The organism is Streptomyces sp. NPDC014861, assembly GCF_043081625.1.
Classification (GTDB): domain Bacteria; phylum Actinomycetota; class Actinomycetes; order Streptomycetales; family Streptomycetaceae; genus Streptomyces.
Map to the genome: position 1 here is coordinate 427849 of NZ_JBIBWV010000003.1, position 24710 is coordinate 452558.

Consider the following 24710-nt stretch of genomic DNA (forward strand, 5'->3'; position numbering starts at 1 on the left):
GGATTCACCGCGCCCACTTCAGCACCGTCACCGTGGTCCCGACACCGGGCGTCGAATCGAGCTCGAACTCGTCGACGAGCCGGCGGGCGCCGCTGAGACCCAGCCCCATGCCGCTGCCGGACGTCCAACCGTCCGTGAGGGCCAGGTCCATGTCAGGAATGCCGGGGCCGGTGTCGGCGAAGCGCACCCAGACGCCGACCCTGGCCACGTCACGGACGATCGCCGCCTGGACCGTGCCCCCGCCGCCGTAGATGAGCGTGTTGCGGCCGAGCTCACTCGCGGCGGTGACGAGCTTCGTCTGATTGACCAGGGACAGGCCGGCCTGCTGGGCGAGCAGACGCACCGTCTGGCGCGCCTTCACCACGTCCCCGCTGGCCTGGACCGCCACTTCCTCGCGTGAGGCCTCGTCGGCCGGGTACTGCCTCACCGGCTCGCCGGAGGTGACACCTGCGCGCGACGAAGGTAGCCCAGCCCGAGCTCGAGGTTCAGGGCCGTCCGGACGCCGCCGAGCGACAGCCCGAGCTCCACCAGGGTCATGGCGACCGCGGGCCGCATGCCCACGACGACCGTCTCCGCGCCCAGGACACGGGAGATCGCCGCCGTGGTGGCGAGCATCCGCCCCACGAAGGAGTCGACGATCTCCAGGGCGGAGATGTCGATGACCACGCCGCGGGCGGAGGTGGCGACGATCTGCTGGGACAGGTCGTCCTGCAGGTCGAGCACCATCTGGTCCTCCAGGTCGACCTGGATGGACACGAGGAGGATGTCACCGATCTTCAGGACCGGAACGCGATCGCTCACAGCAGGCCCGCCGCACGCGTCGCAGCGGCCTTGTCGATCTCGCCCAGGGCGTGACGCAGGGCGTCCGCCAGGGTGGCCTTGGTCGGGATGTCACCGAACTCGATGCCGAGCCCGACGATGGTCTGCGCGATCTGCGGCCGGATCCCCGAGATGACGCACTCCGCACCCATCATGCGCGCCGCGACGACGGTCTTGAGCAGGTGCTGCGCCACCTGGGTGTCCACCGCGGGGACACCCGTGATGTCGATGATCGCGTGGGCGGAGTTCGAGTCCAGCAGGGCCTGGAGGAGCTTCTCCATGACCACCTGCGTACGGGCGGAGTCCAGGGTGCCCACGAGCGGCACGCCCACGACGCCGTCCCACAGCTTCACGACCGGAGTGGACAGCTCCAGGAGCTGCTGCGACTGCGCGGAGATGATCTCCTCGCGGGTCCGCGCGTACTCCTCCACCGTGAAGAGGCCCAGATCGTCGAGGAGGCGCGAGAACTGGACGTAGACGCGGACGTCGTCGACGGACCCGCCGAGCAGGGACTCCAGCACCTCCTTGAGCGCGAACACGCTCACGGCGGTCTCGGTGGGGGTGAAGCCCTGACGCGCCCGGTTCCGGGACAGCTCCACCAGGAGGCTGCGCACGACCGCGTACTCGGAGCTCCGCCCGGCGAATCCGCCGGTCGTGAGGGCGTCGATGATCGCCTCGTACAGCTCGTTCAGCTCGCGGCCCAGCTCCACGGCGCTCAGCCGCCCGTGCAGGGACGCCCCGACGGCCTGCTCCCACTGCGTGACCAGCTCGGTACGGCGTGACGTGAGCAGTTCCAGCAGCCGCTTCGAATCGCCGCTGTCCATACGCAGTTCCCTCCACATGTCACACAAGTCAGAACGCTGCCGACCCTACGGCACTGCCCACGGCGTCAGTCGAACCAGTTGTCGCGAAAAGGGGCCTTCGTGGGCCCGACCCGGTGCCCGACCCCCCCATCGGGGGACCCCTGCCCCCGCACACGCGGTCCATACCTCTCACGCGAACGTGAGACATATCACGCCGCAGACGCGAGCGGAACGCGCCCGAGGCCGTGGGGGCGCCGGGGTGGGATCCGGACAACCCCCGCGCGCGCCGGTCGGCACCGCACGTCGTCGGCCTGCGTTCCCGTGACGGGCGTGTGACGGATCCGGCCGAGACGCCGCGCCGTGCGCCCTCCGTGCGCCCGGTGCCCCGTTCTTCCGGGGGCGTCATGGGCAGAGGGGTGGGGGTGACCGCTCGCGTCGTGCACCCCTGTCACGACGCAGGACCGAAGGGCTGGGAATGATACGAGTGACGGTGGTCTACGAGGCACAGCTCCTGCGCACCGCGCTCGAGGAACTGCTGAGGTCGAGCGGGATCCATGTGGCCTCCTCGCTGGCCCGGTGGTCCGACGGCCCGGCCGCCGGACGGGCGGAGACGGACGTGTACGTCGTCGACGCCGAGTGTCTGCCGCCCTCCGGCTTACCCGCTACGGCCTGCTTACCCTCGTCCGGAGCCGGCGCGGCGGGCCGCTCGGCGCTCCTGGCCCTCGTCCCGGGGCACCGGCCGGGGGTGCTGAGGCGGGCGCACGCGGCAGGAGCGGCCGGCTTCGTCGACAAGGACAGTCCGAAGTGTCGACTGGTGGAGGCCGTACACCGTCTGGCCAGAGGGGAGCGCTTCATCGACGAGACGCTGGCGCTCGGCTTCCTCCAGGCCGCGGAGATGCCCCTGACCCGGCGCGAACTGAGTGTCCTGTCGCTGGCCGCCGACGGAGCGCCGATCTCCGAGATCGCCACGATCCTGTTCCTGTCCAAGGGAACCGTCCGCAACTACATGGCGAGCGTCATCCGCAAGGTCGGCGCCCGCAACCGTGTGGACGCCATCCGGATCGCCCAGGGCGCCGGGTGGACCTGAACCCCGGCCGCGTGAGGTCGCCGCCGCCGGGGTGACTCATCGCTCGGTCTCGCCCCAGTGCCCCGTGAGGTCGCGGTAGAGAGCGGAACGCCGCAGCAGCTCCGCGTGGGTGCCGTACTCGGCGCGGGTGCCGTCGAGGACGAGGACGCGGTCGGCCCGGAGCGCGGACGACAGCCGGTGGGCGACGACGACCAGGGCTCCCGGCCGGGCCCGCAGGGCGTGTTCGGCCGTGGCCTCCGCGACGGGATCCATGTGGCAGGTCGCCTCGTCGAGCAGCAACAGCGGCGCGGCGGCCAGATGGGCCCGTCCCAGGGCGATGAGCTGGCGTTCGCCGAGGGACAGGGTGTCGGGCGTCAGCGTACGGTCGAGACCGCCCACCCGGTCGACGAGCGGCCCCAGGGCCAGCGCGTCCACGGCCCCGTCGACATCGGACCGACCGGCGTCGGACCGCAGGTAGCACAGGTTCTCCCGCAGGGTGCCCGTGAAGACGTATGCCTCCTGGGGAAGGAGCACGCGCAGGGCCGCGCGTTCCGGCGGCCGGCAGGTGCCGATCGCGTGGCCGAACAGCCGTACCTCTCCCCGATCGGGCGTCAGCAGGCCCGCCATCACGTGCAGAAGGGTGGATTTGCCGATGCCGCTCGGGCCGACGACCGCGAGGTGTTCACCCCGTTCGACGGTCAGTTCCAGATCGTCCAGTACGGGACGGGCCCCGGGTCCGTACGCGACGCGCACGCGACGCAGTTCCAGGGCCGCGGTCGCCCGGCCCTCGCGACGGGGACCGGCCGTGGGGGAGGGGGCCGTGGGGGAGGGGGTGGCGGGCAGCGGCCGGGTGAGCCGGTCCAGGATGACGAACAGCCGCGCGCCCGCCGCTCCCAGCACGGTCATCAGGGTGTGCAGGGCGGGGAGCAGCGACTGGAGGACGTAGGTGAGCGCCCCCACGATGGCGCCCGCCGTGACCCCCTGGCGGAGGAGCCACGGGGTCGCGGCGAGCAGCAGGAACACCGGGAGCTGCCCGGCCGTCGCCACGGAGAGCGTGCGGACGGCCGCCCAGCGGGCCAGGACACGCTGGGCGGCCGCGGCCTCCTCGACGGCACGGCGGTTCTCCGCGGCGGTCGCCTCCTGGGCACCGCAGGCCACGATGTCGCGCAGGGCGGTACGGGTGACCTCGGCGCGCCGGCCGACCGCCTCGTCGGCGTCGAGGTAGCGGTGCTGGGCCCGTGCCATGGGTCGTAGCGACGCCGTGAAGAGGGCGAGGCCCAGCGCCAGGGGAGGGATCACGACGAGGAGGAACTGTGGCGCGAGCGACACCAGGCCGGCGAGGGCCCCCACGGCGACGAACACGAAGGAGCGGCCCGCGAGCACCAGTCCGGCGAAACTGTCCCGGGCGATCTCGGTCTGGCTCGTCAGCCGGGACACCGCGGTGGTGTCCGGGCCGCGGTCCGAGGCGGTGGCCGAGCGCAGGGCCCGTACGACCGACCCCCGTACGAGATCGTCCCTCAACGACTCCGTGAAGTGGGGGAGTTGGGCGAAGACGCCCCGGACGACAGGAGCGCCGAGAAGGATGGCCACGGCGGCTCCCGCCAGCCAGAGGAGTCCTGTGGCGGGGGAGCTCCTCAAGAAGCCGTCGTCGAGGGAGCGGGCCACGCAGTAGCCGCCGAGGAAGGTCTGGGCGGACTCGGCGGCCGACCATGCCGCCAGTCTCGCCAGGGCGCCCTTGCGGCGGCGCAGGAGGGACCGGACGGGCGCCATGGCGCGCCGGGCCGTGGCCGCCTCCTCGGAGACCGGACCCGGAGCCGCCGGAGGCTTCGACGCCGGAGCGTCCGCCTCCGTCGCGTGCTTCGCCCGCGTCGAGCGCGGCGCCGGTGTCACGTGCGCGCCTCCGCTCCGGTCGGCGGCGCCGATGGCTTCGTCCCGGGTGTCACCGCTTCCGCTTCGGCTGGGACGACGTCCGCCTCGGCCGCCGGCGTCGAAGCCTCCGCCGCGAACACCGCGCGGTACTCCGGGTCCTCCCACAGCAGACGGTGGGGTCCGGTCCCGCGCACGCGGCCCGCCTCCAGCCAGACCACCCGGTCCGCCCGGGCGGCGGTGGACACCCGGTGGGCGACGATCAGCCTGGTGCACGGTCGTGGTGACGCGGCGAGGGCGCGTTCCACCTGCCGTTCGGTGGCGGTGTCGAGGCTGGACGTCGCGTCGTCGAGGATCATCAGGCGTCCGTGGTTGACGAAGGCCCGTGCCAGGCCCAGGCGTTGGGCCTCTCCGCCGGACAGCGGCGCCTCGTCCACCGGGGTCTCGTAGCCGCGGGGCAGCAGCCGGAGGAAGGCGTCGGCGCGGACGGCCGTCGCGGCCTCCTCGACCCGCTCCACCGTGGCGGGGCCCTGTGCGGGGCCGGTTCCGGCGGCCAGCGCCGCGCCGATCGTGACGGTGGCGCCGCCGTCGAAGACCGGACGTGCGAAGGCGTACGCGGTGGCCCCCCGCAGCTCTCCGACGGCCAGGTCGGCCAGGTCGACACCGTCCAGGAGCACGTGTCCGGCATCGGGGTCGGTCAGCCGGCCCGCGACGGCCGCCAGGGTGGACTTGCCCGCACCCGAGCGGCCCACGACGGCCACCGTCGAGCCGCCCTCGACGGCGAGCGTCACGTCCGCGATCAGGGCGACGCCCCCGCGCACCACCCGCACCCGGCGCAGCTCCAGATCGCCGGGCCCGTCGGGCGGCAGGACGGCGGCACCGTGGGCCATCGGTTCCAGACCGGCGAGCTCGGCGGTGCGGCGGCCCGCGCCGCGGGCCCGGACCAGGGTGCCGAGGGGCGCCGCGACGCCTCCGATCCCGGCGGCGAGCGCCGCGTACCGGGACGCGGCCATCAGCTCGCCCACGCTGACGTCACCCGCGGCGAGACGCATGCCCGCCACCGCGACGACGGCCGTGGTGAGCAGCGGGAGCAGGACTCCGCTCCGGGCCACGGCACGGCCGTGGACGAGCCACATGCGCGTGCCGTGCAGGGTCAGTTCCGGCAGCGGGGCCAGGACGCGGTCCTCCTCGCGGCGCGCCGTGTCGGCGGCGGCGATGGTACGGGCGCCGCCCAGCGCTTCGGCCAGCCGGGCGGCCATGACGCCCTGCGCCTGCTGGTACCGGCCGACCGAGTCGGAGGACTGGGTGGCGAACGCGCGCAGGAGCAGAAGGAGCAGCGGGAGACCGGCGGCGAAGACCATCGCGGTCCAGGGATGGATGAGCGCCAGGGCCACGAGCGCTCCGATCGGTACGAGCACGGAGGACACGGAGGTCGCGAGGGCCGCGGGGGCGGTGCCGCTGTCGTTGGCGTTGACGCACAGCCGTGCGGCGACGTCACCGCCCGAGTGGGGCGCCGCCCGGTGGGGGGCGGTGCCGAGGAGGCCGGCCAGGGCGCGCAGCCGGATCCAGGCCGTGGCGCGGGTGTTGGCGAGCTGGGTCAAGAGCACGGTGCCGGTCTCCGCGACGATCTCCACGGCGAGCAGCGCGGCGGTCCACGCCAGCCACGTCCCCGCCCCGGGCCCGCCGCGCAACAACAGGTCCAGGGTCCCGCCCGCGAGCGCGGGGACGGCGAGCGAGCAGGCGGCGCCGACGACGGAACAGAGCAGCAGCGCCGCGGTGAGGCCCGCGGTGTGCCGTGCGGCGCCGATGAGCAGCCGGTCGGAACCGGTCGGCGAGGCCATCCGATCCCCTCTTCCCTTCTCTTCCCTTTCCGTACCGGAACGCGCCCCGGGACCGCGGACGGTGTCCGGTCCCGACGGCCGGTGCCCCGGGAGCAGCGCTCCAGGGGCACCGTGACTCCACACCGGCGTTCAGACGCCGTGCGGGAAGCCGGATCGGGTCAGTTGCAGGTCGTCACGCTGAGGCTGCTGTCGCCACAGAGCAGGAGGCTCGCGCGGCTCCCGGTCTCGACGTCACCCATGGCCTCGTCCTTGGGGGTCTCCAGCGACTGAAGGTCGAACAGGTTCATGATCGTTTCCTTTCGTAGAGGACGGATGGTGCGGACGACCCCGTCATGGGGCCGGTTCGTGGGGCCGCGGAAGCGGCGGGAGGAACGGCAGCTGCGCCGGGCGGTCGTCCAGCGCCGCCGCGAGGGCCAGCAGGACGCCGGCGGTGCCGGTGGAGAGGTCCATGGAGAGGCGCATCATCTGCTCGCCGGGGAAGGCGAGGTGACCCCGGTAGGACATGGCGTGCCAGGTGAGGCATCCGACCTGGCGGCGTACGTCCTCCGGCTCCGTACCGGGTCCGCCGGCGTTCGTGCGGGAGAGGTGGAGCACCATCCCGGCGACGCCCCGGAAGAGGCCCGGCTGGGCGTAGAAGGTGGCCTGCGCCGCCCCTACGATCTCGCGGCGGGCCCGGTCCAGGGCGTCGTCGTACCGGTGGAGGAGACAGTCGTCGATCACCATGCCGATGCCGACACTGCCCGCGCCGAGGTAGGGCATCGTGCGTCGGCCCTCGTCGACCTGCAGGGTCCCGGAGGCCCCGCGGACGCAACGGGAGAGGTCGTCGTGGAGCGCCTCGGCGGCGAGGTCGAGCAGCGCGGAGTCCCGCGTGCGTTCGTAGAGCCGTACGAACAGCAGGGCCCGTCCGGCACCGCCGTGCAGCAGCCCCGTGCGTACCTCGCCCGGCGCCGCCGCCCCCGTCGTCCGGGCGGACGTCCGGAGCGGACGGGCCGTCAGCTCGGCGCAGCGCAGCGCCGCCGCGTGCAGGGCGCTCTCGCCGGTGGCGGTGGCCAGGGCGTCCAGGGCGAGGCCGATGCCGGCGGTCCCTCCGTGCAGGTCGGGGGCGAGGGCCTCGTGGTCCTGTTCGAGGACGAGCGCGGCCAGTTCGAGCGCGGCGGCCGCGTGCCCGAGCCGGTCGAGGGTCCACGCGACGCCGGTGAGTCCGTCGTAGAAGCCGAGCGGCGTCCCGGAGTCGGGTGCCTTGGCGTACCGCAGCAGTCTGTCCTCGGCCTCCGGACATCGGGGGGCGCCGCTCTCCCGCAGGGCGTGGAGCACTCCCGCGGTGCCGTACGCGACGGACATGCCCCCGCCGGCGGTGGCGAACTGAGCGATGTCGCCGGGGAAGAAGCGGTCCTCCCTGTCCGGCGTCGCCGACGCGTGGACGGCGCGCACCAGGGAGTCACGGGCAGCCGGCCAGTCTCCCGGCTCCACGGGCAGGAACCGGGCGCCGTCCGGGTGTCGAGCGGGCATCCGGAGGGTCTCCCGGGGCGGATTCCCGGCCGGCTCGCGCAGGATCTCCCGCACCGCCTCGTCCAGGAAGCCGGGGGGCACCGGGAACCGCGCCGCGGCGGCCTGCGCCAGGTGCGCGGCCTTGCCCCGGTCCACGGCCAGCAGACTCGTGAGGGGGATGAACAGGGCGATCCGGAGGCACGCGAGGGCGTACCGGTCCACGTCGAGGCCCCGTCGGTCGGCCGGTGCCACGAACGCGGGGTTGGCGACGGTCTGGCGACCGCCCTCCGAAGCGGGCTCGGCGGCTTCGAAGTCCAGCAGCACCACCGAGGACTCGTCCTCGGACACCATGATGTTGAACAGGTGCAGGTCGTTGAAGACGATCCCGCGAGCGTGGACGTCGGCCACGGCCCGCTCGACGAGCCCGTGGATCCGCAGGGCCCACTCCGTGTACTCCGCGAGCTTCTCCGCCGGCGGGTCGGCCTCCATCAGGGGATGCCGCCGGGCGAAGAAGGTGTTGAGCGGCTTGCCCTCCACGAACTCCAGCGCCAGGAAGTGGTGCTCGCCGACCGTGAAGCCGTCGAGGACCTCCGGCGTGCAGGCGAGACCGGACAGCCTCTCCAGCGCCTCGCGCTCGCGGCGCAGCCGGGTCACGGCGTCCGCCCCGTCCGCGGCCAGCCCGGCGTACGGGCGCGCCTCCTTCAGGACGACCCGCCGACCGGTCGGCCGGTGCCGGGCCTCGTACACTCCGCCGCCGTTGGAGAAGTGCAGCGCCTTCACGATCTCGTACGGCAGTTCCTCCACGGTCACCGCGGCCCGTGCCGCGAGGTGCGGGAGCAGGAAGGCGGGCGGGGTCACCCAGTCGGGTACGTGGAAGACGGGACCACGGCGGTCGGGCACGAGCGTCCCGGACGCGTCCTCCAGGGCCGGCCGCAGCTCCCCGTGCTCGTCGTAGCAGTGGCGGCGGGTGAAGCTTCCGTACCGCAGGTGGACGGGGCCCCGGCCCCACCGCAGGTCGCTCAGGATGTACGGACCGGCCTCACCGTCCAGCAGCCCGGCCAGGTCGGTGGCCACGCGCTCGCACTCCCGGTCGTCGGCCGGGTAGACGGTGATGAACTTGCCGCTCGCCGAGCGGTCCGCGTACTTGGCGTTGCGCTGGTGCAGCAGGTAGCGACCGGGGACGAACTTGAAGGCGACGTCCCTCCCCAGGCAGTACTCCCGGACCGTGGCGAGGATCGCCTCCGCGTTGTCGAGACCGGCCGAGACGTGGATCTTCCAGCCCTGCGCGGGGAGCGGGCGGTCCAGCGGACGCAGGGCGAGCCAGTCGCCCGTCCGGTGAGAGGTCCAGCCCTCGGGCACGGGGAGGGTGGCGGCCCGGTAGAGCGAGCCGCTCCCGGCCTCGCCGAAGACGAGGCGGTGGGGCGCGTCGTAGAAGTGACGGTCTGCGTCGCAGAAGACCGCGTACCCCTTGTTCACTGCGCACTCCCTCGGTCGGTGACGGACACGACGTTGTCACGCCCCTCACGAGCGCCGACAGTCGCCGCTGTCACCATCCGTATGTGCGGAACGCACCGGTAACCAGGGCCCCGTGCACGCCCTTCGATCCCCGGCCGCCTCGATGGACGCACCGTGGAGGTCCGGCGTCCGGCGGTCAGCCCTCCTCCGTCGCACGGCGCACCGAGGTGGTGCGGGCGGGACGGGTGTGTGCGCGTGGCTCACGGGAGCCGGCCCCGTACGCCTCTCATCCGGGCTGCCAGGTGCGGGAGAGGGCCTCCGGGGTGAGCACTCGGGCGGGGGCGCCCTGTTCGACGAGCCGGCCGTCCCCGAGCAGCAGACAGGTGCCCGCCGTGCGGGCGGTCTCCAGGTCGTGGGTGGCCTGGACGACCGTGGTGCCGTCGGCGACCAGCCCCGTCAGCAGGGTCGCGATCCGCTCGCGGGACGCGGGGTCGAGACCGGTGGTCGGTTCGTCCAGCAGGAGGAGGTCGGACTCCTGGGCGAGGCCCTGGGCGATCAGGACGCGCTGGCGCTGACCGCCCGACAGCTCCCCGAGCTGCCGGCCGGCCAGGTCGGCGACGGCCAGCCGCTCCATGGCGGAGTCCACCACCGCCCGGTCCTCCCGGGTCTGCCTCCGCCACAGGCCGCGTTCTCCCCAGCGGCCCATCTCCACCGTCTGGCGCGCGGTGAGCGGCAGGGCGTCCCCGACGGCACCGCGCTGTGGCACGAACGCCGGCGGACGGCCCTCGGCGAACCGGACCTCTCCCGCTGTGCCCCGGATCACTCCGGCCAGTACGCCGAGCAGGGTCGACTTCCCGCTTCCGTTCGGCCCGACGAGCGCCGTCATGGTCAAAGCCGGTATGTCGCAGGTGAGTTGACGCAGGACGGGTATGCCCGGGTATCCGGCGTCCAGGGCGGTGATCCTGACGCGGGGGCCGGTCGCCACGCCCCGGTGGGTCTCTGGGGGGTTGTTGTTGAACATGATTGTCATTGTAGGGTCAGCGTATGGAGTGGTTGACGGCGCCGTTCGAGGTGACCTTTGTGCAGCGTGCCCTGTGGGCCGGGATCCTCGTGTCGGCGATCTGCGCCCTCGCGGGGACATGGGTGGTGCTTCGGGGAATGGCGTTCCTCGGTGACGCCATGTCCCACGGACTGCTGCCCGGTGTCGCGGTCGCGGCGCTGCTCGGCGGCAACCTGATGGTGGGCGCGCTGGTGAGCGCGGCCGTCATGACGGCCGGCGTCACCGCGCTCGGACGCACACCGAGACTGTCCCAGGACACCGGTATCGGCCTGCTCTTCGTCGGCATGCTGTCCCTCGGCGTGATCATCGTCTCGCGGTCGCAGTCGTTCGCGGTGGACCTCACCGGCTTCCTCTTCGGCGACGTGCTCGCGGTCCGCGCGAGCGACCTGATGACCCTGGGGGCGGCCCTGGTGCTCGCGCTGGCCGTCGCGGTGGCCGGCCACCGGGCCTTCCTCGCTCTGGCGTTCGACCCCTGCAAGGCCCGGACGCTCGGACTGCGGCCCCGCCTCGCCCACGCCGCGCTGCTCGGGCTGCTGGCCGTGGCCATCGTCGCCTCCTTCCACATCGTGGGGACGCTGCTGGTCCTCGGCCTACTCATCGCCCCGCCGGCGGCGGCCCTGCCCTGGGCGCGGAGCGTGCGCGCCGCGATGCTCCTCGCGGCCGCCCTCGGCGCCGTCGCCACCTTCGGTGGGCTGCTGCTCTCCTGGCATCTGGGCACGGCGGCCGGAGCGACCGTCGCCGCCCTCGCCGTCGGCCTGTTCTTCCTGTCCCACCTGGCCTCCGGCGTCCGCCACCGCCGCCGCGCGCGCCGCGAGCGTGCCCCCGGGAGCGCCGCGACGCACACCCCCTCCGCGCCCGCGGTCCCCATCCCCTCGCCCACTCCCGCAGTCTCCGCCCCCGCGAACCGACCGATCGAAACCTGAGGCGATCTCCTTGCCTGCCCGCACACACCCCACCTCCCTCATACCGGCTCTGCTGGCCGTCACCCTGCTGGCCACGGGCTGCGCCGGCCAGGACGGCCCCGAGCCCACGTCCGCCGACGCCTCCCCCTCGGCCCTTCCCCACGGTCACGTCGAGGGAGCCACCGAGGCCGCCGAACAGCAGCCCCGGCTGGTGCTCGGCGACACCGAACACGGGGACACCCGCGTGCTGGACCTCGTCACCGGCGAGGTCCACGACACCGCCCGCAGGCCTGGGGTCACCGGACTGACCACGGACGGACGCTTCGGCTACCTCCACGCGGCGGACGGCACCCATGTCCTCGACAGCGGCGCGTGGACGGTCGACCACGGAGACCATGCGCACCACTACCGCGCGAGGATCCGGGACATCGGTGGACTTCCCGCGGGCCCCGGCACCGAGGCGGGCGCGGACCCGGACGTACGCGGCGACGCGGGCGTGACCGTGGTGACCGGCGTCGGCGGAACCGCGCGGGTCCATCCCCGCGCCGACCTGGAGAAGGGGGTGATCGGTACCCCCGCCGAACTCCCCGGCACCTTCGCGGCGCCGGTGGTGCCGTACGCGGAACACCTGATCGCCCTCACCCCGGACGGCGACGGCCCCGCCGATGTCGTCGTGCTCGACCGCTCCGGCAGGCGCGTCGCCTCCCTGCCGCAGAAATGCGAGGACCCGTCGGGTGACGCCGTCACCCGACGCGGTGTCGTCCTCGGCTGCGCCGACGGAGCCCTGCTCGTCCACGAGGACGACGGCACCTTCGCCGCCGGCAGGATTCCCTACGGCGAGGACGTGCCGAAGGCCCGGCGGGCCACGGATTTCCGGCACCGCGCGGGCAGTTCCGTGCTCACCGCGCCCGCGGGGAAGACCGCCGTCTGGGTCCTGGACGTGACCGAGCGCGCCTGGACGAAGGTGGAGACCGGTCCCGTGGTCGCGGCCAACACCGCCGGTGAGGGAGCCCCGTTGCTCGTCCTGGAGACCGACGGAGCCCTCCACGGCTACGACATCGCCGCCGGCGAGGAGACCGCGGTCACCGCCCCCCTGCTGACGGACCTGCCGGAGGCCGGGACGGGCGGGACCCCGGTCATCGAGGTCGACCGCAGTCGAGCCTACGTCAACGACCCCGAGGGCAGACGCGTGCACGAGATCGACTACAGCGACGACCTCCGGGTGGCCCGGACGTTCGACCTGGGCATCCGGCCCGACCTGATGGTGGAGACGGGACGATGAGCGTGCGCGCGACAACGGCTCGGATCCGCGCCCTGCTGCTGGGCCTGACCGGCTTCACCGTCCTCGCGGCGGCGACCGGCTGCGCGGGCGGTGTCGAGGACCGGCCGCGGGTCGTGGTGACCACGAACATCCTCGGTGACATCACCCGCGAGATCGTCGGCGACGAGGCGGACGTCAGCGTTCTGATGAAGCCCGGCGCGGATCCGCACTCCTTCGGCCTCTCGGCCGTGCAGGCCGCCGAGCTGGAGAGCGCCGACCTCGTCGTCCACAACGGCCTGGGTCTCGAGGAGAACGTGCTCCGGCACGTCGAGACCGCCCGGGAGTCGGGCGTGCCCACCTTCGCGGCGGGTGAGGCGGTGGATCCCCTCACCTTCCACGCGGGGGACGACGGCGGCGCCGCCGATGAGGCGGGAAAGGCCGACCCGCACTTCTGGACCGACCCCGACAGGGTGCGCAAGGCCGTCGGCCTGATCGCCGACCGCGTCGTCGAGCACGTCGAGGGCGTGAGCGAGAAGGCCGTCCGGGACAACGCGGAGCGCTACGAGGGCCGACTCGCCGACCTGACCGCCTGGATGGAGACGTCCTTCGCCCGCGTACCGGAGGACCGGCGCGCCCTGGTGACCAACCACCACGTCTTCGGCTACCTCGCCGAACGCTTCGGCTTCCGGGTGGTCGGCGCCGTCATCCCCAGCGGCACCACCCTCGCCTCGCCCAGCTCCTCCGACCTGCGCTCCCTGACCCGGGCCATGGAGGACGCCGGGGTGCGCACCGTCTTCGCCGACTCCTCCCGGCCCACCCGGCTGGCCGACGTCCTCCGCCACGAGACGGGCGGCGACGTGGACGTCGTCCCCCTCTACTCCGAGTCGCTCACCGAGAAGGGCAAGGGCGCCGGCACCTACCTGGAGATGATGCGCGCCAACACCACCGCCATGGCCGAGAGTCTCGCCCGCGACTGACCGGGCCTGGCCGCTGATCCCGTCCCGCGCCTCGTCCCGTCCCGCGACTTGTCCGCCCCGCGACCGACAGGCCTCCCGCCAACGGGTCGCGATTCCCCGTGGCCGACGGACCGACCGCCGGCCGTTCCACCACAGAAACCGGACCCCCTGAGTGGGAGCCCGAGAGGAAGCACACCATGACCACGTCCATACGCGCCAAGGCGCTCACGGGAACCGCCCTCGCCCTGGCGGCCTCCCTCACGCTGACCGCCTGCGGCGGCGGCGAGAACACCGCCTCGGCCGGCGCCGTACCGAAGCCGCCGAAGGGCAGCGAGAGCGCCGCCGTCAAGAACCCGCTGGTCGCGACCTTCGACGGCGGGCTGTACGTCCTCGACGGAGAGACCCTGCAGCCCTCGAAGACGCTCGAGCTGCCCGGCTTCAACCGGGTCAACCCGGCCGGCGACGACAAGCACGTCTTCGTCTCCACCGACAGCGGCTTCCGGGCCTTCGACGCGGTCCGGGGAGCCTTCACCGAAGCCGAGTTCAGGGGCGCGAAGCCCGGGCACGTGGTGCGGCACGGCGGCAGGACGGTCCTCTTCACCGACGGCACCGGCGAGGTCCACGTCCTCGACCCCGCGGACCTGGCCGACGGCAAGAAGCCCGAGACCCGCGGCCACACCTCCGCCGAGCCCCACCACGGCGTCGCCATCGAGCTGGCCGACGGCACGCTCGTCAGCACCATCGGCACCGAGGAGAAGCGCACCGGCGCCCTGGCCCTCGACAAGGACGGCAAGGAGATCGCGCGCTCCGAGAGCTGCCCCGGCGTGCACGGCGAGGCCGCGGCCCAGGGCGAGGTGGTCGGACTCGGCTGCGAGGACGGCGTCCTGCTCTACAAGGACGGGAAGTTCACCAAGGTCGACGCCCCCGGTGACTACGCCCGCACCGGCAACCAGGCGGGCAGCGACGCCTCCCCGATCCTCCTCGGCGACTACAAGACCGACCCGAGGCGGAGTTGGAGCGGCCCACCCGCATCTCGCTGATCGACACCCGCACCGCGAAGATGAAGCTGGTCGACCTCGGCACCAGCTACTCCTTCCGCTCCCTCGCGCGCGGCCCGCACGGCGAAGCCCTCGTGCTCGGCACCAACGGCGTCCTGCACGTCATCGACCCGGAGACCGGGAAGGTCGAGAAGAAGATCGAGGCCGTCGGTGACTGGACGGAGCCCTTGGACTGGCAGCAGGCCAGGCCCACCCTGTTCGTCCGCGACCACACGGCCTACGTCAGCGACCCGGGCAAGCGCCAAGTGCACGCCTTCGACGTGGAGTCGGGCGAGAAGATCAACTCCGTGACCCTGCCGAACGGCACCAACGAACTGTCCGGCGTCGTCGCCGGCCACTGATCCCGTCCCCGCGGCCCGGTCCGGCGCGACGCCTGCCCACCCGCCGTTCAGGGGGCGAGAGGCGCCTGACGGACGGAAGTCCAGGTCAGGCGCCTCCATTTAGTGCCCCTAGAAGAAGCCGAGCTTCTTCGGTGAGTAGCTCTGCAGGATGTTCTTCGTCTGCTGGTAGTGGTCCAGCATCATCCGGTGGTTCTCACGGCCGATGCCCGACTGCTTGTATCCGCCGAAGGCGGCGTGGGCGGAGTTTGATCGAACTCCGTATACGTGGAAGGCGGCTGAACAGGCATGATGACGGATGCGGAGTGGCTTGACCACTGGTTGCAACGGGCTCCTGCCCTCCCCGAGGCGACCCTGGAGCGCATCGTGGAACACCTGGCCGAGGATGATGACGACTGACGAGCTCGTGCACGGTAAGCGGTGAGACGTCGAGGACTCCGGCGGGCCTGATGCTCACACCTGTCGTCGTGGGTTTAGGTCCGCGGTCTGCTGGTGGGACAGTAGGCCGGCGACGGCCCGGATGGTGTCGCTGATGTGCTCGCGGCGGCCGAGGTGGTGTCGGGACGTGTCACCGCTCGCCTCTGGGAGACTGTCTCCGCAGGCCAGCAGGCGGTGAACCGGTCCCACGCGACGATCCGGGCCCTGGCCGAGAAGGCCGTCGCCACCCTCAAGTCCTGGCGGCTCCTCCGCAAACTCCGGTGCCCGACCACCCGGATCACCAGCCTCGTCCAGGCCGTCCTCACTGCATCTGACCAGCTCAGAATGAGGATGGAAAAGGCTCACTGATGTACTGGGACACCGGCCAGCGAGCCGGTCACGTCGCGCTCTGCCTCGGAAACGGAAAGATCGCCTCCAACGACATCAGGCGCAAGGACTGTATCGAGATCGTCCACCCGGACGGCTGGAGGTGGTCGCGGTTCTGGATCAATCCGGTTAGCCTCGCCGACCGCGGCTTCGTCGGCACAACGGCACGGAGCCAGTCCCGCACGCCGACCTCATTCCATGGCTCCGGGCCGTCGCCGGCAGTTCCTGCTCGGGCCGGGACCGAGCTCCTGGGGCAGGTGCTCCGCACTGGGTGCCGGTGTACAGGACGAGCGAATTCCGCGCAGGGCCCGCCGTCAGGCATCCGGCGGCCGCCCCGCCACCTGCTCCGGTGCCGGCGGCAACGGCTCGATCACGACCACAGTTCATCCGGTGCGGTTCACGGCTGGGCGTGCCTCGTCAGGCGATGCGGAGGGCGCCGTCGCTGCGGGGCCATCCGTGCAGGTCCTTCCAGAGCATGGCGGTCGCGGCGCGCCAGTCGAGCTGCCAGCCGGGGCGGTAGCCGCGGGCTCCCCAGCCGTCCGGGCGCTTGCCTGGGATCGTGCGGCCGGCCTGCTGTGCTTCATGCGCGGCCCGATACGTCTGCTGGGCGAGGCGGAGGGCGGTGTCGGGATCGGTGGCCAGGCCGGTGAAGACGTGTATGCCGCTGTTTCCGGCGGGGCTTCGCATGGGGACGTGGACCTCGTAGTAGGCCATGGCTCCGCCTCCTTTCAGGCGCTGGAGGTCCGCGTGGGAGGTGAGGTGTTGCGGCAACCGGAGGTTGCGGGTGAGAGCCGTGCGCCTGGGCGTCTCCGGCCGCGCCGGTCCACGAGGACGGTCCGTACGGCATCCGCAGTGCGAAGCCCGTACCGCTCGCGAGCATGCCGAACGCTCGATCTGCCACGTCCCGGTGCACGGTGTGCTCAGGCCGGGCAGCTCGCCGTTGCTGTTTGGCCATGCCGAGCACCCGTGCCTCCGGGGTAAACGCCGGAGCGAAAGGCCCTGGCGCTGCTGCGCCGGTCGCGGACGGCGACGGTGGCGCTGGTCCTGCCGGTGGCCGCCTGGCTGACCGTCTACGGCGGCACCCTCGGCGACAAGTCGTCCGCCGGCGGGGACCTCACCTGGTCAGCCACAACGTCAGCCAGAACAACCCCCACCCCCAGGCCACCGCCCGGACGCTCCTCGCGTCCGGCGCGGACGTCGTCGCGCTCCAGGAGCTCAGCCCGGAGACCGCGCCCGCCCACGAGGCCGCCCTGGCCGACGCGTATCCGTACCACTTCCAGCAGGGGACGGTCGGCCTCTGGAACACCCTCCCGCCGCGCGACGCCCGCGCCGTCCCGATCATGCCGTGGACCCGCGCCATGCGCGCCACGGTCGACACCGCCCACGGGCCGCTCGCGGTCCACGTCGTCCATCTGCCGTCCGTCCGTGTCGGTCCCTCCGGCTTCACCGCGGGCGCCCGCGACGACGTCATCACCGTCGTGGAGGGTGTCCTCCGGGCCGAACGCGTCCCGCGTGCCGTCCACCGACGACCGCGCCTTCCGTCCCCTCACCAGGCGCATGACCTCGGCCCAGTCCTCGGCCGGCGCGGGCTTCGGCTTCACGTGGCCCGCCGGCTTCCCCGTCGTCCGGATCGACCAGATCCTCGTCGCCGGCGTACGGGCCACCGGGGCCTGGACCCTTCCGGCACACCCAGCGACCACCTCCCGGTCGCGGCCCGCGTCAGCCTCCGTCCCGCTCGATGAAGGCGGGAAGTCGTCTTGACGTCGGTCACGTCCCGTGTGCTCTGGGTGATGCGCGCTCGTGGATTCGGTGAGACGGGCGACCGAATGCGTTCACTTGCATTGGATCTATGAAAGCTTGCAATATTGATGCCGGTGGGACATTGCAGAAATCTTGAACGGCTTCTCAGTGGGCTGTTAGCGTCCGGCCACCGCACTCCATGGATTCGGACAGGAGTCCCATGAACCCCCCTCGTGCTCTGCGTCTCACGCTGCTCACCTCCCTCGCCGTCCTCGCCCCGCTGGTCCCGTTCGCGTCCCTGGACGAGGCCACGGCCGCCCCCTCGGCCGCGCCTCTGACCGTGGTCAACGGCGGCTTCGAGCAGGGCACCACCGGCTGGACCTTCACCTCCGGCGCCGGCGTCGCCACCAATGTTCCGCACAGCGGCTCTGAGCTGGCCTATCTCGACGAGGGCACGGCCAAGAAGGCCGGCCAGACCATCACCGCCACCGGTGACGGTGTGGTCGACCTCTCCGTTTGGGTCAAGACGGGCGGCGCCGGCGCCACGTTCGTCGCCAAGGTCAACGGCTCCACCGTGGGCTCCGCCGTCCTGGCCAAGCGCGCCGCCTACACCCGGTACACGATCCCCCGGGTGGCGGTGAAGAACGGAGACTCGGTGGAGATCTCCCTCGTGGGCGGCACCGGCGTCAGCTACGTCAACATCGACGACGTCGAGGCGACCCCCTCCCTCATCCCGGCGGTGGAGATCACCAACCCCGGCTTCGAGCAGGGCACCGCGGGGTGGACCTTCACCTCCGGCGCCGGTATCGCCACCAACCTCCCGCACGGTGGCACCAAGCTCGCCTACCTCGACCAGACCGCGGCGAAGAAGATCACCCAGACCATCACCGCCAAGGGCAACGGGATGTTCGACTTCTCGACCTGGGCCGCCACCGGCGGCTCCGGCGGCAAGTTCCTCGTGCGCGTCAACGGCACCCTCGCGGGCTTCGCGGACCTGCCCAGCCGCTCCACCTACTCCCGCCACACGGTCAGCCGCGTGGCGGTGAAGACCGGCGACAAGGTGGAGGTCGTCTTCGAGGGCGGCTCCAGCTGGTTCAACGTGGACGACCTCTCCGTCTCCCCCTCGGCCCCGGTGGACCCCGTCGTCACGTCCTCCGACCCGAAGATCGTCGCGATGTTCGACTGGGCCAAGCGCAAGGCCAACAGTTTCGTCCAGCTGCCCGGAGCCATCGGCCCGATCAACGTGGACGAGGGGAACCTCGCCGGAACCGGCACCGCCCCCTACGCCCCGTCGTACTGGGCGGGCTACGCCAACCGCTCCGGCTACTACACCCGCGACCTGGCGCACCAGGTCGGCGGAGCCGCGGTCCTCGGCCTGAACACCGAGAACAGGGAGATGCTGCGCATGCACGCGGCGTCCGCCACCGCGGAGCACAAGTACTACCCGGTGTGGGCGTTCAACTTCGACAACCAGAACTACCTGGCCACCGACTACAAGAACCCCGACTTCTTCGTCCGGGAGGTGCCGGCGGCCTTCGAGGTGGTGGAGAAGGCGAACGCCGCGTACCGGTGGAGCGGGGACAACGCCTACATCAACGACCCCGTGCTCTGGGACTACTACAAGCACGCCACCAAGGAGTTCATCGAGCTCCATGACGGCGCGAAGCCCAACGGTGTCGCCGAGGGGAAGGGCACCCACATCTTCGACGGCGCCGCGAGCTACAAGGAGGACGGCGACCTGCACGTCATCGAGGCCGGTGACGGCGTCGCCGCCCAGTACCAGGCGTTCCGGGCGATGTCCGACCTCGCGAAGAGCAAGGGCGACACCACCCTGTCGAACACCTACAAGCAGAAGGCCGACGACCTCAAGGCGTACTTCAACGACACCTGGGCCGGCAGCGGCAACGGTGCCGACATGGTCCGCGCCTACACCAAGGAGGGCGCGCCGGTCACCGGGTGGGGCAAGGAGATGAGCTGGATCATGCTCCAGAAGGAGATCACGGCGACGGGCGCCCGGACCGACGCCTACCTGACCTACGTGGACACGGAGTCCCAGGGCTCCGGCCGGTCGCGCAACATCGAGGCGTACACCTACCTGCCGGACACCTTCTTCACGTACGACTGGAACGACACGGCGTGGAAGTGGATGCAGTACGTCTACGACCAGCGCGACGTCCAGCACGTCGTCTCCAAGCAGGGTCCGAACGGCGACTACCCCGAGGTCTCCTACACCCTGGTCAGCCAGACGGTCGAGGGCCTGATGGGCGTGCGCCCCGACGCCCCCGCCAAGTCCCTGGCCACCCACTCCCGGCTGCCCTCGGGCATGGACTGGCTCCAGGTGAAGGACGTGAAGGTCGGCGGCAACACCTTCACCCTGCGCCACGACGGCGCGACGTCGTCGAAGCTCACCAACACCGCCGGCTCGGACTCGTACTCCTGGGAAGCCCGCTTCCCCGGCAACAAGTCCACGATCAAGGTCAACGGCGTGGCCCAGACGGCCAAGACGAAGACCGTGAACGGCAAGACGTACACCTACGCCGCGGTCACGGTCGCCCCGGGCCAGACGGCCACCGTCACCGTGTCCTGACCGGGCCGGCTCCCAGGGGGGGGCAGGCAGACCTTCCGCCGTGGGCGGGCGCGTCGCGCCCGCCCACGGCATCGGCGTTCACGAGGGCCGATGCCGGATGCGGAGGTCAGGCGTCCGGGCGTACGGAGTCGGGGGAGTCGGGGAACTCGAACAGTTCGCGGTCGCAGCGGTCGAGCGCCACACGGAGCGCGCCCATCGCGACCGCCTCCACACCCAGTCGGGAGACACGCACATGCGGAGGATCGATGCACAGCCCCTCCAGGTGTCGGCGCACCGGGTCCACCAGGATCTCGCCCGCCCGGGAGAGGCCGCCACCGACCACGACCAGGTCGGGGTTGACGGTCAGCACCATGGCGGCGGTCCCCAGCGCGTAGGTGCGGGCGAACCGGTCCACGCGCAGGAGGGCGGCCTCGTCCCCGTCCGCCGCGTCGGCGAACACCTGGGCCACGTCCGCGCCGCCGCGAAGGGCGTCCCGGTCGGTGCCGTCCCAGCCGAGGACCGCGAGCCCGGCGATCTCGCCGGCCGCTCCGGCGCGGCCCCGGCGCAGCCGTCCGTCGAGCATGACGGCGGCGCCGGTGCGCTGGCCGATCAGGAGGTGGATGAAGTCCTCGCAGTCCTGGGCGGCGCCCCGCCAGTGCTCGGCGACGGCGGCGAGGTTGGCGTCGTTGTCGGCGACGGCGGGGCAGCCGAACCAGTCCGACGCCCGCTCGGCGAGATCGAGCCCGTTCCACTCCGGCAGCAGGTCGCAGTGGCGGACGGCCCCTCGCGCGTCGACGATGCCGGGCACTCCCAGGCAGAGGGCGCGGGGGCGGGCGTCCGGGTGGTCGCCGACGAAGCGCACGGCCGCGCGCCGGATGGCCTCCAGCCGCTCCGCGCCCGTCCCGTCCATGCCCTCCGTGACCAGCCGGCGCCCGACGGGCTCGCCGTTGAGGTCCGCGAGCATGAACAGGACGGAGGAGCTGCCGACGTCGATGCCCAGCACGTGTCCCGCCTCGGCGCGGAAGCGGTAGCGGCGGGCCGGGCGGCCCTTGGTGCGGCCCGGGGCCACCTCCTCGACCCAGCCCTGGTCCTGGAACTCCTCCAGGACGAGGTCGACCGTCTGCCGCGACAGCGAAGCGGCGGTCGCGATGTCCGAGAGCGTCATCGGATCGCGGCCGCGCAGGGCGCGCAGGACGGCGTCGTTGTTGAGCCGGCGGAGCAGGGCGGGATCGCCTCCGTTGATGGCCGACCGCTTCACCGTGTGCCTCCTTAGCCGCGGATGTGCCTCGTGCATGCCCGCGCAGCCATGCTAGCCCGCATCCCCCACTAATGCCGAGTTGTTACGTAAGTATTCGACGAAAGCCATTGACCTGCCAGTTCGGCTTTCCCTACGATCCAGACATACCCCTTATGGAAGAACCCTCCATAAGTTGTTCCGTCATCGCACCACTGGAGCCGGTCATGACTTCCACTCCCGACACCGCACCTCGCCGCAGAGCATTCGTCCGCCCCCTGGCCGTCGTCTGTACCGCGGCGGTCGCGGCGGGTGCGCTCAGCGCCTGCGGCACCCCCGGCGCCGCCCCCTCCAAGGCCGCTCCGAGCACCGGCGCGGTGTCGACCGCGATCCCGACGGAGAAGGTGACGCTGTCGATCCTGACCTCGGACGAGTCGCCCACCAGCAAGGCGCTCACCGACGCGTTCACCAAGAAGCACCCGAACGTGACGATCGACTACCGCTTCACCGCGTACGACAGCTACAACACCAGCCTCGGACTCGCGCTCAACTCCGAGAACGCCCCCGACCTCGCCCTGCTGAACCTGCTCGGCAACACCGCCAAGTCGGGCCAGATCCGCGCCCTCGATCCCTACGTCGACGCGTACGGCTGGGACAAGACCGTGCCCAAGAGCCAGCTGGACCAGTGGCGCAGCGACGGCAAGGGCAGCCAGCTGGGCAACGGCAAGCTGTGGGCGGCGCCGGCGGGCTTCTCCCTGGTCGGCGTCTACTACAACAAGCAGATCGCGTCGAAGCTCGGCATCTCCGGCCCGCCGAAGACGCTCGGCGAGTTCGAGGGGCAGCTCGCCAAGGCGAAGGCCGCCGGACAGCTGCCGATCCAGGTGTCCAACCTGGACGGCCACTCGTCCTTCGTCTTCCAGGCGCTGGTCAACCAGTTCCAGAAGCCTCTCTACAGCACCGCCTGGGCCTTCGGCCTCCCCACCGCGACCCTAGAGAACGAAGCCGGCACGCAGGCCGCGGAGAAGCTGGCCGACTGGGCGAAGAAGGGCTACCTCCCCGAGGGCGCCAACGGCGTCGACAACGCCGGGGCCGTCGCCGCCTTCACCAAGGGCCAGGGCTTGTTCATGTTCGACGGAAACTGGGACGCCGGCGCCGTGGACAAGGCGATGCCCCAGGGCACCGGCTTCTTCACCCTGCCCGGCACCGTCCCCGGCGCCCCGGCGGCGGGCGTCGGCACCTCCCTGGCCTACGCGATCTCCGCGAAGGCCAAGAACCCGGACCTCGCCGCGGCCTTCCTCGACTTCCTCGGCAGCCCCGAAGCCGGCCAGATCCAGCTCGACAACGGCTTCATGCCGGTCTCCCAGGACCCGTCGATCAAGGCGCAGAAGGGCAGCGTCCGGGCGGACTTCGTCACCGCCTGGAAGAAGGTCGGCGAGAGCAACGGCCTCACGCCCTACTTCAACAACGCCACGCCGACCATGAACGACGTCCTCACCTCGCAGGGCCAGCAGCTCATCGCCGGCAAGACCAGCCCCGGCGCCTACCTCAAGGCCGTGCAGGCCGAGTGGGACAAGGGGCAGAAGTGACCTCCGTCCTCAAGACGGCGCACGACTCCGCTCCCGGCCCCTCCGCCCTCCCCGGCGGACGGGCCGGGGCGGGCCCCCGCTCCGCCGGGCGCCGCGGCGCCGCCGCCCGGCGGAGGCGGCGGGCCAGCGCCTACCTTTTCCTCGCACCCGCGTTCGTGATGTACACCGCCTTCGTCATCGTCCCGTGGGCACAGGCCATCCAGCTGTCCTTCTACGACTGGGACGGCATCAGCCCCGGCATCTGGGCCGGACTGGAGAACTACCGCACCGTCCTCACCGATCCGCAGCTCGTCGGATCGCTGGTGCACGCCCTGGGCCTGATCGGCTTCTACTCCGTCCTGCCGATCTGCGCCGGACTGGTGCTCGCCGCGGTGATCGGCCGCGGCCGGCGCGGCGGCAACTTCGCCATCTCACGCACCGTGCTCTTCCTGCCCCAGATCATCCCGCTCGTCGCCGTCGGCGTGATCTGGCGCGCCCTGTACGCGCCGGACGGCCTGGTCAACGAGGGACTGAGCGCCATCGGCCTCGGCTCCTGGACCCGCGCCTGGCTCGGCGACTTCACCTGGGCCTACGTGGCGGTCGGCCTGGTCGGCAGCTGGGTGATGCTCGGCCTGTGCCTGGTCCTCTTCCAGTCCGGCATCCAGAAGATCGACACCAGCCTCTACGAGGCCGCCCGGATCGACGGCGCCGGCCCCGTCAGGGAGTTCCTCTCGGTCACCCTGCCCGGACTGCGCGCGGAGATCGGCGTCGCGGTCACCGTCACCGTCATCGCCGCCCTCGCCAGCTTCGACATCGTCTTCGTGACGACCGGCGGCGGACCCGGCGACTCGACCACCGTGCCCGGCGTGCTGATCTACCGGCTCGCCTTCACCAGCGGCCAGGTGGGCACCGCCTGCGCCCTCGCCGTGGTCCTCAGCCTGCTCATCTCGCTGGTGGTCCTCGCCATCGGCCGTCTCACCCGGGAGCGCGCATGAGCCGCACCGACCTGCTGACCGGCCGGGCCCTCGTCGCCCTGTTCTGCGCGGGCGTGCTCATCCCGTTCGCCGCCCTGGTCCTCACGGCGCTCAACCCGCCCGGCACCGCCGTCAGCGGCCTCGCCTGGCCCGAGGACCCGACCTTCGCCTCCTTCCGCGAGGCATGGTCGGCGGCCGGCTTCGGCGCCCTCCTCGCCAACAGCGCGTTCGTCGTCCTCGGCGTGGTGCCGCTGGCCCTGGTGTGCGCGACGCTCGCGGGCTACGCCTTCGCCACGATGGACTTCCGCGGCAAGGGACTGCTGTTCGGCGTGCTGCTCGTCGGCCTCACGCTTCCCTACGAGGCCGCCGTCGTCCCGCTGTACTACAACATGCAGTCCCTCGGGCTCACGGACACCCCGTACGCGCTGATCCTCGCCCTCGTCGGCCTCTACATGCCCTTCGGCGCCTTCTGGATGCGCCAGCAGTTCGCCTCCCTGCCGAAGGAACTGCGCGAAGCGGCCTCCCTGGACGGAGCCGGGGACTGGATGCTGCTGTGGCGGGTCCTCGTACCGTGCATCAAGCCCGGCCTCACCACACTCGGACTGCTCTACTTCCTCTGGGCGTGGAACCAGTTCCTCCTCACGCTCATCCTGATCCAGAGCCCCGAGGAGCGCACCGCCCCCTCCGGACTGGCCTTCTTCGTCGGCGCGCACTCCACCGACGTGCCCATGCTGGCCGCGGCCACGCTGATCGTGATCGCCCCCGTCGTGCTGGTCTACCTCTTCTTCCAGCGCAACTTCATCGCCGGCATGGTCTCCGGCGCCGTCAAGGGCTGACCGGCCGTCCAGCCCTCCGCACCACCGCCCCGTCGCCGGCACGGCGACCGGGCCACACCGCCCTCCCACCACACGGAA

19 protein-coding genes and 3 pseudogenes are annotated in these 24710 nt (G+C 72.0%); 10 read left to right on the plus strand and 12 right to left on the minus strand.

The window, feature by feature from the left end; genetic code table 11:
- Positions 1 to 4: 4 nt before the first annotated feature.
- The 3 genes from ACF1BN_RS08535 to ACF1BN_RS08545 are packed head-to-tail and all read right to left on the minus strand — an operon-like array spanning position 5 to position 1643.
- Positions 5 to 427, minus strand: coding sequence for an anti-sigma regulatory factor (locus ACF1BN_RS08535; protein ID WP_392330830.1), 423 nt, complete (start codon positions 425 to 427; stop codon positions 5 to 7).
- Complete coding sequence (locus ACF1BN_RS08540; protein WP_351846482.1) at positions 424 to 801, minus strand: STAS domain-containing protein; 378 nt, start codon at positions 799 to 801, stop codon at positions 424 to 426. The genes ACF1BN_RS08535 and ACF1BN_RS08540 overlap by 4 nt, the downstream gene beginning before the upstream one ends.
- The gene (locus ACF1BN_RS08545; protein ID WP_392330831.1) at positions 798 to 1643 is read right to left on the minus strand and encodes an STAS domain-containing protein; all 846 of its coding nucleotides are present in this window, start codon (positions 1641 to 1643) and stop codon (positions 798 to 800) included. Before ACF1BN_RS08545 ends, ACF1BN_RS08540 begins: the two co-directional genes overlap by 4 nt.
- Before the next feature lie 454 nt (positions 1644 to 2097).
- On the opposite strand from ACF1BN_RS08545, the gene ACF1BN_RS08550 reads away from it, so the two are divergent.
- Positions 2098 to 2709 carry a LuxR C-terminal-related transcriptional regulator gene (locus ACF1BN_RS08550; RefSeq protein ID WP_392330832.1) on the plus strand — a complete coding sequence of 204 codons (612 nt, stop codon included), beginning with the start codon at positions 2098 to 2100 and terminating at the stop codon, positions 2707 to 2709.
- Between the two features lie 36 nt (positions 2710 to 2745).
- Here ACF1BN_RS08550 and ACF1BN_RS08555 read toward each other — a convergent pair whose 3' ends face one another.
- From ACF1BN_RS08555 to aztA, 5 genes are all read right to left on the minus strand, one after another.
- Entirely contained in the window at positions 2746 to 4578 is a 1833-nt protein-coding gene (locus ACF1BN_RS08555) for an ATP-binding cassette domain-containing protein (protein ID WP_392330833.1), read from the minus strand.
- Positions 4575 to 6395, minus strand: coding sequence for an ABC transporter ATP-binding protein (locus tag ACF1BN_RS08560; protein WP_392330834.1), 1821 nt, complete (start codon positions 6393 to 6395; stop codon positions 4575 to 4577). Before ACF1BN_RS08560 ends, ACF1BN_RS08555 begins: the two co-directional genes overlap by 4 nt.
- 158 nt (positions 6396 to 6553) lie before the next feature.
- The gene (locus ACF1BN_RS08565; protein ID WP_352023216.1) at positions 6554 to 6682 is read right to left on the minus strand and encodes a SapB/AmfS family lanthipeptide; all 129 of its coding nucleotides are present in this window, start codon (positions 6680 to 6682) and stop codon (positions 6554 to 6556) included.
- A 43-nt stretch (positions 6683 to 6725) separates the two neighbouring features.
- Positions 6726 to 9359, minus strand: a complete 2634-nt coding sequence (gene lanKC / locus ACF1BN_RS08570; RefSeq protein ID WP_392330835.1) for a class III lanthionine synthetase LanKC — start codon at positions 9357 to 9359, stop codon at positions 6726 to 6728.
- Positions 9360 to 9624: 265 nt separating this feature from the next.
- A complete protein-coding gene (gene aztA, locus ACF1BN_RS08575) occupies positions 9625 to 10368 on the minus strand; it encodes a zinc ABC transporter ATP-binding protein AztA (protein ID WP_392330836.1) in 744 nt (247 codons plus the stop codon).
- A gap of 14 nt (positions 10369 to 10382) precedes the next feature.
- On the opposite strand from aztA, the gene aztB reads away from it, so the two are divergent.
- From aztB to aztD, 4 genes and pseudogenes are all read left to right on the plus strand, one after another.
- Positions 10383 to 11321 (plus strand): zinc ABC transporter permease AztB, encoded by a 939-nt coding sequence (aztB, locus tag ACF1BN_RS08580; protein WP_392330837.1) that lies wholly within the window; start codon positions 10383 to 10385, stop codon positions 11319 to 11321.
- A gap of 10 nt (positions 11322 to 11331) precedes the next feature.
- Complete coding sequence (locus ACF1BN_RS08585) at positions 11332 to 12582, plus strand: hypothetical protein (RefSeq protein WP_392330838.1); 1251 nt, start codon at positions 11332 to 11334, stop codon at positions 12580 to 12582.
- The gene (aztC, locus tag ACF1BN_RS08590) at positions 12579 to 13538 is read left to right on the plus strand and encodes a zinc ABC transporter substrate-binding protein AztC (RefSeq protein ID WP_392330839.1); all 960 of its coding nucleotides are present in this window, start codon (positions 12579 to 12581) and stop codon (positions 13536 to 13538) included. The genes ACF1BN_RS08585 and aztC overlap by 4 nt, the downstream gene beginning before the upstream one ends.
- Before the next feature lie 176 nt (positions 13539 to 13714).
- Positions 13715 to 14916: pseudogene (gene aztD / locus ACF1BN_RS08595) on the plus strand (zinc metallochaperone AztD).
- Positions 14917 to 15024: 108 nt separating this feature from the next.
- Here the strand turns inward: aztD and ACF1BN_RS08600 are convergent.
- Positions 15025 to 15159, minus strand: a pseudogene (locus tag ACF1BN_RS08600) (aldehyde dehydrogenase family protein); the annotation flags it as partial.
- A gap of 336 nt (positions 15160 to 15495) precedes the next feature.
- Between ACF1BN_RS08600 and ACF1BN_RS08605 the strand changes: the two are divergent.
- Positions 15496 to 15679: pseudogene (locus ACF1BN_RS08605) on the plus strand (IS5/IS1182 family transposase); the annotation flags it as partial.
- A gap of 455 nt (positions 15680 to 16134) precedes the next feature.
- Here the strand turns inward: ACF1BN_RS08605 and ACF1BN_RS08610 are convergent.
- Positions 16135 to 16431, minus strand: coding sequence for a hypothetical protein (locus ACF1BN_RS08610; RefSeq protein WP_392330840.1), 297 nt, complete (start codon positions 16429 to 16431; stop codon positions 16135 to 16137).
- Between the two features lie 356 nt (positions 16432 to 16787).
- Positions 16788 to 17318 (minus strand): hypothetical protein, encoded by a 531-nt coding sequence (locus tag ACF1BN_RS08615; protein ID WP_392330841.1) that lies wholly within the window; start codon positions 17316 to 17318, stop codon positions 16788 to 16790.
- A 359-nt stretch (positions 17319 to 17677) separates the two neighbouring features.
- Between ACF1BN_RS08615 and ACF1BN_RS08620 the strand changes: the two genes are divergently transcribed.
- Positions 17678 to 20044, plus strand: a complete 2367-nt coding sequence (locus ACF1BN_RS08620; RefSeq protein ID WP_392330842.1) for a hypothetical protein — start codon at positions 17678 to 17680, stop codon at positions 20042 to 20044.
- A 106-nt stretch (positions 20045 to 20150) separates the two neighbouring features.
- On the opposite strand, the gene ACF1BN_RS08625 is transcribed toward ACF1BN_RS08620, so the two are convergent.
- Entirely contained in the window at positions 20151 to 21281 is a 1131-nt protein-coding gene (locus tag ACF1BN_RS08625) for an ROK family protein (RefSeq protein WP_388876246.1), read from the minus strand.
- Positions 21282 to 21484: 203 nt separating this feature from the next.
- Here ACF1BN_RS08625 and ACF1BN_RS08630 point away from each other — a divergent pair, with 203 nt between their 5' ends.
- Genes ACF1BN_RS08630 through ACF1BN_RS08640 form a run of 3 tightly spaced genes read left to right on the plus strand, consistent with a single transcriptional unit; the run spans position 21485 to position 24632 of the window.
- Positions 21485 to 22843, plus strand: coding sequence for an ABC transporter substrate-binding protein (locus ACF1BN_RS08630; protein ID WP_392330843.1), 1359 nt, complete (start codon positions 21485 to 21487; stop codon positions 22841 to 22843).
- On the plus strand, positions 22840 to 23817 hold the full coding sequence (locus ACF1BN_RS08635) for a carbohydrate ABC transporter permease (RefSeq protein WP_392330844.1): 978 nt from the start codon (positions 22840 to 22842) through the stop codon (positions 23815 to 23817). The genes ACF1BN_RS08630 and ACF1BN_RS08635 overlap by 4 nt, the downstream gene beginning before the upstream one ends.
- Entirely contained in the window at positions 23814 to 24632 is an 819-nt protein-coding gene (locus ACF1BN_RS08640) for a carbohydrate ABC transporter permease (RefSeq protein WP_388876237.1), read from the plus strand. The genes ACF1BN_RS08635 and ACF1BN_RS08640 overlap by 4 nt, the downstream gene beginning before the upstream one ends.
- Positions 24633 to 24710: the final 78 nt, after the last annotated feature.